General features: G+C 60.7%; 7 protein-coding genes. 4 read left to right on the top strand and 3 right to left on the bottom strand.

Features of this window, described 5'->3' with window-relative positions; all coding sequences use genetic code 11:
* The 3 genes from NW814_RS02935 to NW814_RS02925 all read left to right on the top strand — a co-directional run.
* Positions 1 to 816 (top strand): COX15/CtaA family protein (locus NW814_RS02935; protein WP_414405147.1); only part of this gene is annotated, 816 nt, incomplete at its 5' end.
* A 4-nt stretch (positions 817 to 820) separates the two neighbouring features.
* Entirely contained in the window at positions 821 to 1,882 is a 1,062-nt protein-coding gene (locus tag NW814_RS02930; RefSeq protein ID WP_414405146.1) for a heme o synthase, read from the top strand.
* Positions 1,883 to 2,016: 134 nt separating this feature from the next.
* On the top strand, positions 2,017 to 3,540 hold the full coding sequence (locus NW814_RS02925) for a TolC family protein (protein WP_414405145.1): 1,524 nt from the start codon (positions 2,017 to 2,019) through the stop codon (positions 3,538 to 3,540).
* A gap of 6 nt (positions 3,541 to 3,546) precedes the next feature.
* On the opposite strand, the gene rpsD is transcribed toward NW814_RS02925, so the two are convergent.
* From rpsD to NW814_RS02910, 3 genes are all read right to left on the bottom strand, one after another.
* On the bottom strand, positions 3,547 to 4,158 hold the full coding sequence (gene rpsD / locus NW814_RS02920) for a 30S ribosomal protein S4 (RefSeq protein WP_414395495.1): 612 nt from the start codon (positions 4,156 to 4,158) through the stop codon (positions 3,547 to 3,549).
* 109 nt (positions 4,159 to 4,267) lie between these two features.
* Entirely contained in the window at positions 4,268 to 5,404 is a 1,137-nt protein-coding gene (gmd, locus tag NW814_RS02915) for a GDP-mannose 4,6-dehydratase (protein ID WP_414405144.1), read from the bottom strand.
* Positions 5,405 to 5,507: 103 nt separating this feature from the next.
* On the bottom strand, positions 5,508 to 6,869 hold the full coding sequence (locus tag NW814_RS02910) for a nicotinate phosphoribosyltransferase (RefSeq protein WP_414395491.1): 1,362 nt from the start codon (positions 6,867 to 6,869) through the stop codon (positions 5,508 to 5,510).
* Between the two features lie 110 nt (positions 6,870 to 6,979).
* Here NW814_RS02910 and NW814_RS02905 point away from each other — a divergent pair, with 110 nt between their 5' ends.
* The gene (locus NW814_RS02905) at positions 6,980 to 8,053 is read left to right on the top strand and encodes an isochorismatase (protein WP_414405152.1); all 1,074 of its coding nucleotides are present in this window, start codon (positions 6,980 to 6,982) and stop codon (positions 8,051 to 8,053) included.

Genomic DNA, 8,053 nt, shown 5'->3' with positions numbered 1-8,053 from the left:
GAGCAGATGAACCTGCAGGTGTTTCTGGAGTGGTTTCACCGCCTGGTGGCTGCCGGTGTGGGCTTGGCCACGCTGGTGCTAGTGGGGTTTGCCTGGCTGAAGCGCAAGGCCTTGCCCAATTGGCTGCCCTGGGGTCTGAGCTGGGCTTTTGTCTTGGTCGTGGCCCAAGGGATCCTGGGCGGGCTGACAGTGACGGAGCTGTTGCGTTTTGACATTGTGACGGCTCACCTGGGCACGGGCCTGCTATTTTTTGCTACGCTGCTCACCCTCGGGTTGCTCGTTTTGCCGCGCTTTGCTTCTTCCATTCGCGCTACTCGGACGGAGGCCTTGGAGGGGAGAGCTGCAGTTGGCTATTTGCCTTGGCTGGGTTTGGTGGCGGTGTTGCTGGTGTATGTCCAGAGTCTGCTGGGGGCCTTGGTGGCCTCGCGATGGGCTCTGCACCAGTGCTTGGCTGCGGGCGAGTTGTGTGGGGTCATGAACAGCCACTTGCTGGGAGTAGCTCCAGCCACGCTAGCGGTGGTGGGGGTGGCGGCGGCCACAGGTCGGCGGCGGGTCCCAAAGATTCTCAAGCTGCTGGGCTATGGGTCGGTGGGGCTTTTGCTCGCTCAGGTGGGAGTTGGTGTTCTCACCTATCGCTACCGGCTGCAGGTGGAGCCCTTGACAGTAGCCCACCAGATGGTTGGGGCAGCTTTGCTGGGGTGTTTGCTGGGCTTTACGGTGCTGGCCTGGCGCCTGCGCAACAGTGCCCCTAGGCAGGGAGAAGACAGGGCTGGCACTCAGCCAGGGGCCGCGGCTGTAGCAATGACTGGTGAGTAGTTCCATGGCAGAGATCCTTCAAAGCTACCGCCCAGCCGCTTGCCATTCGCGCCAGCGGGCCGGAGGCCTTAACGCCACGCCAGGGGCTAGTCAGTGCCCAAGCCTAGGCCAACTTTTGCGCAGCTATAGCCAGTTGGTGAAGCCGAAGATCATCGCCTTGCTGTTGGTGACCACGGCTGGCGCCATGTGGATGGCAGGCAATACGGATCCGTTCAAGTTTGGCGTCACCCTCCTAGGGGGTGGGATGGCGGCAGCAGCAGCCAATGTCCTCAACATGGTGTACGACGCCGATATCGACCGGCTGATGGAGCGAACCTGCCACCGTCCTCTGCCTGCTGGCCGCATTCAGGTGCGCCACGCTCTGGTGTTTGCCGGGATCCTTACTCTGGTCTCCTTCAGCTTACTGGCCTATTTCACCAACCTCCTAGCCGCTGGTCTGGCCATGGCAGGGATCCTAGTGTACGTAGGGGTCTATACCCACTGGCTGAAGCGCTCCAGCCCCCAGAACATCGTGATCGGCGGAGCTGCGGGGGCGATCCCACCTTTGGTGGGCTGGGCAGCAGCTACGGGCAAGCTGAGCTGGGCCGCCTGGGTGATGTTTGCCATCATCTTTCTGTGGACCCCGCCCCACTTCTGGGCTTTGGCGATTTTAAAGCGAGAAGACTATGCCCGCGCCGGCGTGCCCATGCTGCCGGTGGTGGCCGGAGAAGGGCCAACTGCCGCTCAAATTCTTCTCTACGCGCTGTTGGTGGTTCCGGTTAGCTTGTTGTTGGTCTACCCCTTGCACGTACTGGGATCCTTGTACCTAAGCGCGGCAGTGCTGCTGGGATCCCTTTTGGTTTGGAAAGCCATGCAGCTATTGCGGAGGCCGCAGGATCGGGAGCGGGCAGCCTCTCTCTTCACCTTTGCCAACCTCTACTTGCTGCTGTTGTGCGGCGCCATGGGCTTGGACAGGTGGTCGTTGACCCACGCCCTCTGGGAGCAAGCCCTTGCCTCTCTCCAGGGGATCTATGCCCCTCTAGTGGCGCTGGCCGGCCAGCTTGTAGAAGGGGGATCCCTGGGTTGACAACTCACCGATTACCCTAGTTGGCTCAGCCGGCAGCATTGCGGGGCTTGCGAAAAACTGTTCTATTGCCCACCCTTGTTTTGCGATACTGCTTGCTACGGGTGGGTATGTTTGAGAGCAACAGCACGATAGCGATGCAGCCTCTGGTCAAAGGGCGGCCTCAACGTCTTCGAGGCCAGCCAAGCTTAGCAGGGTTCCACCTCTCCTGTGGCCTCCTAGTCAACTTGCTCTGGGCTCTGCCTGCCCTTGCCCAAGCGGAAGTGCCTGACCCTGCCCCCTCCCTCCTCTTAGATAGCCGAGCCATCCGCACTCCCAACCTGCCTCCCACCCTCTCTGTTCCTCCCGGAGCCCGCCCTGCTACTCCCCCCCCAGTCCCGCAGGGGGCCACCAAAGCGGAAGAATTAGTGGCGCCTCAATCCCCTTTGGAGGTGCGTATTGAGCGGAGGGAGGGCCTATCTCTCCAAGAGGCGCTGGAGATTGCCGTTGCCCAAAACCCGGCAGTACAGCAAGCAAGGCTAGCCGTCAAACGGGCTGAAGCCGGCGTGGCCTTGGCGCAAGCAGCCTTTGCCCCTACCCTCTCCACGCGCGTCAACTACCAGTACAGCGAACCTCCTGCCCCCGGCAGCGGGCCCAGCCGCCCATCCCATACCCTCTCGGCCAGCGTGTTGCGGCTAGACTACACAGCCTTCGACAACGGGGCCAGGGCGCAAAACCTGAAGCTTGCTGAGGAAGCTCTGCGCGTTGCCCAACTGCAGCTCGAGCAAACCCTGCAGACAGTGAAACAAGCTGTGGCCAACGCCTACTACGACCTGCAGAGCGCTGATGCCCGCGTGGCCATTAGCCAGGCTGCGGTTGCCAGTTCTGAGGCCACCCTGCGGGATGCCCAAGCCCGCGAACGGGTCGGTGTGGGTACCCGCTTCGAGATCCTCCAGGCAGAGACTGAATTGGCCAACAACCGACAAGCCCTGCTGGCAGCCCAAAACGACCAACAACTGAGTCGTCGCCGCCTAGCCGAACTGCTGAACTTTCCCAGTCCCACCGATGTGCTGGCTGAAGAGCCTGTCGAGCCGATGGGAGAGTGGGATCTGAGCCTAGAGGAAACCATTGTTGCTGCCTTTGCCAAGCGTCAAGAGCTGGAGCGCCAGCGCCGAGAGCTGGAGCAAGCCCAAGCTCGGCTGCGCCTAGCCCAAGCCAGCAACGGTCCCCAAATTAGTTTGTTCGCCAGTCTCGACGCGGCAAACGATTTTAGGGCCGACCGCAACAGTTTCGATGTCGGCTATTCGGTTGGCGCTAACTTTAACTTGACCTGGTTTGATGGGGGAAGGGCGGAGGCCCAGGCTCGCCAAGCCGAGATCGACAGGCAGGCGGCTGTGAGCAATTTCGTTGGCACTCGGAATGAAATTCAACGCAGCGTAGAAGAGGCCTTCCTCACCCTCAGCTCTAGCCGGGAACGGATTGAGACGGCCAAAGTGGCAATCGCCTCGGCAGAAGAAAGTTTGCGGCTAGCACGGCTGCGCCTTCAGGCTGGTGTAGGCACCCAGACAGAGGTGATCAACGCCGAGGCCGCCCTCACGACTGCTCGGGGCAATCTTGCCAATGCGGTGATTGCCTACAACCGTGCTCTGACCCAGCTGCGGCGGGCCATCGGCAGCCTCTAGGGATCCCTAGAGCTTGCGGGAGTAGTACTCAACTACCAACAGCTCGTTGACGGGCGCGCAGATTTGCTCGCGCGAAGGCAGATCCTTAATGCGGCCGCGCAGCTTCTCCTTGTCAAACTCCAGGTAATCCGGCAAAAACAGCCCTGGGTACTCGGCGTAGGCAGCCACTAGCCTGCGGGAGGACTCCTTGTTCCTAACTGTAATCACATCGCCCACCTTGCACTCATAGCTGGGAATGGTTACCTTGCGGCCGTTAACTTCAATGTGGCCGTGGGTCACCAACTGCCGCGCCGCCGGAATCGTCGGGGCCATGCCAAGGCGAAACACAATGCAGTCCAGACGCATCTCTAGAAGCTGCAGCAGAGCTAGCCCCGTAGATCCCTTGGAGCGGCGTGCCTTGCGCATGTAGCGGATCATCTGCCGCTCGCTTACCCCGTAGTTAAAGCGGACTTTTTGCTTTTCTTCTAGGCGGATGGCGTATTCAGACTTTTTCTTGCGCTCTGCCCCATGCACACCTGGGGGGTTGGTGTTTTTGGGGCGCTTGCGAGTCAGGCCAGGCAGGTCAAGCCCTCCGAAACGGCGAATGATCCTCAAGCGGGGTCCTGTGTAGCGAGACATGCAGGCTTTCTCCAAAAGCAGCAGATAAAAGTTAAGTGAAGCGCCAAAAAATTGGCGATCTCCTATATTAAGCTCTCAGCCCCTTTTTAGGGCAAGGGAGCCGCTGCCATCAGTCGCGGCGAAGCTTCAATTGGGTGCGGATGAAGGCGCGATCCTCGCTGAGCAGGCCGTTGAGGGTGCGCCGCTCCCCCAAGATGGGATCCGGATCCAAGCCAATGGCCTCTAGATCTGCCAGCACCATCAGCTCCACCAGTTGGGCAAAGGTTATCTTGGGCTGCCACCCCAGCACCCGCTTGGCCTTGGAGGCGTCCCCCAAGAGCAGATCCACCTCCGTTGGGCGGTAGTAGCGGGGATCGATCTCAATGAGCACGCGATCCTTGTAGACTCCCTGTTCTTCCAGTCCGGATCCCCGCCAGGTAATGGGCATGCCCACCAAAGCAAAAGCCCGTTCTGCAAACTCCCGCACGCTGTGGGTTTCGCCAGTAGCCAGCACGTAGTCGTCTGGCTGGGGCTGCTGCAGCATCATCCACATTCCCTCGACGTAGTCTTTGGCGTAGCCCCAGTCCCGCTTGGCATCCAGGTTGCCTAGATAAAGCTTGTCCTGCTTGCCGGCTACAATACGGCTGACGGCACGAGTGATCTTGCGGGTAACAAAGGTCTCGCCTCGCCGCGGGCTTTCGTGGTTAAACAAAATGCCGTTGCAAGCGAAGAGGTTGTAGGCTTCGCGGTAGTTGACCGTCTGCCAGTAGGCGTAGACCTTAGCACAGGCGTAGGGGCTGCGGGGATAGAAGGGGGTGGTCTCTTTTTGCGGGATCTCCTGCACCAGACCAAACATCTCCGAGGAGCCGGCCTGGTAAAACTTCACCCGGATCCCAGTGCGCTGTTGGTAGTCGCGGATGGCCTCCAGGAGGCGTAGGGTGCCCATGGCTACTGAATCAACAGTATATTCCGGGGCATCGAAACTCACCCGCACGTGGGATTGGGCCCCCAGGTTGTACACCTCCGTCGGCTGCACCTGCTCCAAGATCCTGCGCAGGGTGGTGCCATCGGTGAGATCCCCGTAGTGGAGAAACAGCCTAGCCGTGGGATCGTGGGCGTCCACGTAGAGGTGGTCAATACGGTCGGTATTGAAGGTGCTGGCCCGGCGGATAATGCCGTGGACTTCGTAGCCTTTTTGCAACAACAGCTCGGCCAGGTAAGAGCCATCCTGGCCAGTAATGCCAGTAATCAAGGCACGTTGGGTCATGGGGTTAGCACCCGTAGGACAGCAAATTGCCCAGCTCAAAACCTAGAGCTGCAGCTCCTAAGGCAAAAATTATAAGGCACGCCTTCTGTAGGGGAACTAACGCCTAGGAAGAGCCAAGCTGACGCTCTTTAACCTGCTGCAGGGCTGGGCTCAGGGCCACCGGCCACGGATCCGGCTGGCGCAGTTGCCGCACCCCTGGCGGTAAGCGCAGCACCGAGGCGCGGCTAGTGCGGGCGATGGCTTCTAGATCAGGCAGAGGCTCCAGCAGCACGCCCCGGCGCATGATCTGGCGCAGCAGCGGTTCGTAGCCAGGGGGTGAGGTCTCGTCAGCGTGGCCGAGCAAGTCTCCCTCTGGGCCGCGGAAGATTTGCTTACGTCCTGGCAGGGTGGCTTTGGCAAAGGAGGCCTTAGCCACGGGAATCCCGTTGATCTCCACCAATTTGTACACTCCGTTCACCCCCTCGCCGGTAACCAGGCGGGTGCCAACCCCATAGCCGCTAATCGGTGCCTGGGAGCGGTGCAACCGCTCGATCTCGTATTCATCCAGATCGCCACTGACAAACACCGGCGCCCCCTGGGGCAGGATGGCCTTGACCTGGCGGGAGAGGGCTTCCAGATCTCCGGAGTCGATGCGCACGCCACCAATTTCGCCTCGGGATCCCAGTTGATCCGGCTGGGTGGCTGCAAAGAGCTGGGCGGCGGTGCGCGCCCCTTGGATGGGATCGTAGGTGTCGATCAGCAGAACCGCTTGGGGAAAGTAGCGCCGGAAAGCTTGAAAAGCACGGGTCTCATCCCCCGAGAGGGCGGCAATGGCCATCACGAGAGAATGGGCCATCGTGCCCGCTGGCTTGCGTCTCAATTTCAGGGCTGCCAAGACATTGGAGGTGGCATTGAACCCCGCCGCCAGAGCTGCCCGCGCTGCCCACAGGCCTGCTTGGGGGCTGAAGGCCCGCCGTGTGCCAAACTCCAACAAAATGGCCTCATCTCCAGCAGCATCGCGCATGCGGGCCGCCTTGGTGGCAATCAGGGTTTGGTAGTTGAAGGTCGTCAGCAGATAGGTTTCCACCAGTTGCGCTTGCCAGAGAGGAGCCTCCACCCGCAGCAGGGGCTCGTTGGCAAAGACGGCTGTTCCCTCGGGTACCGCCCACACATCCCCCTCAAAGCGGCAGCTAGCCAGCAGCTCCCAAAAGCGTTGCGGTGCCTCGGCAAAAATGCCCGTCTCCCGCAGCGCCTGCAGGGCTTCCGGCGGAAAGTGCAACTGCTGTAGGTATTCCACCGCTTGGGCTAGCCCCATGGCGATGAGGTAGCCATAGTCCGTGGGCAAGCGCCGCACAAATAGCTCAAAGGCCGCTGGCTGATTCTCCAGGCCCTCCCCCACGTAGCAGGCGGCCATGGTGAACTGGTAGAGATCTGTCAGCAGGCCATAGTCTTGAGGCTGTAGGGAGGAAAAGTCTGGGCTGACCATGGAACCCTCAAGCAAGCCAGGGAGGCAGCATGCAAAGATCGGTTGCCCAAGTTGGAGCTACCATGGTAGCAAGTTCAGCCTGCCAGGGATCCCTAGAAACGGGAAGCGCCATGGACACCTCTGCTCCGCAGTTGACAACTCCGGTGCCGCCACCTCTGCCTCTCCCCTCCCACTTTGATCCTGAGCGGGTGGGGGAAATTTGGCGGGTGTCCTACCAACAGCGGGCGCTGGAGGCGGAGCAGTGGGCCCGGGAGTACCGCATCCCACCAGCGGCAGCAGATCGAGTACGGGTGGGCCTGTTGCTGATTGATGTGCAAAACACCTTCTGCATTCCTGGCTTTGAGCTGTTTGTGGGGGGGCCCAGCGGCCTGGGGGCCGTGGAGGACAATCGCCGCCTGTGCGAGTTTATCTATCGCAACCTGGCCCACATCACTCAGATCGTGGCCACCTTGGACACCCACACCGCTATGCAGATCTTCCACCCCATCTTTTGGGTGGATGCCCAGGGATCCCACCCCGAGCCAGCTACAGCCATCTCGGCAGATGAGATCCGCTCGGGCCGCTGGCAAGTCAACCCTGCCATGGCCGCCAACCTCACCCAGGGGGATCTGAGGCGCCTGCAGGTCTACGCCCTCCACTATGCTGAGCAACTGGAGAAAGGGGGAAAATATCCCCTCATGGTCTGGCCCTACCATTCCATGCTTGGCGGGATTGGCCATGCGCTGGTGCCGGCAGTAGAAGAGGCAATCTTTTTCCACGCCATTGCCCGCTGCAGCCAGCCCCGCTTAGAGCTCAAGGGATCCAACCCTTTGACGGAAAATTACTCTGCCCTCAGCCCGGAGGTCTTGACAGGGCCGGAGGGGGATCCCATCGATGAGAAAAATGCATCCCTTATCCGCCACCTCCTGGAATTTGACGCCCTGATTGTCGCTGGCCAAGCCAAAAGCCACTGCGTCGCCTGGACGGTGAGCGACTTGCTGCAGGAGATCCAAGCTAGGGATCCCAGCCTGGCCAAGAAGGTCTACCTTCTGGAAGATTGCACCTCGCCGGTAGTGATCCCTGGCTTGGTCGATTTTAGTGAACAGGCGGAGGCAGCCTTTGCCCGCTTTGCTGCAGCGGGGATGCGGCGAGTGCGCTCTACCGAGCCCCTCTGGAGTTGGCCTGACTTTCCCCGGCCTCTTTAG

The organism is Synechococcus sp. R65.1 (assembly GCF_047461755.1).
Taxonomy (GTDB): domain Bacteria; phylum Cyanobacteriota; class Cyanobacteriia; order Thermostichales; family Thermostichaceae; genus Thermostichus.
Note: the sequence above shows the minus strand (reverse complement) of the source record. Positions and strands in the feature narration are given on the sequence as shown.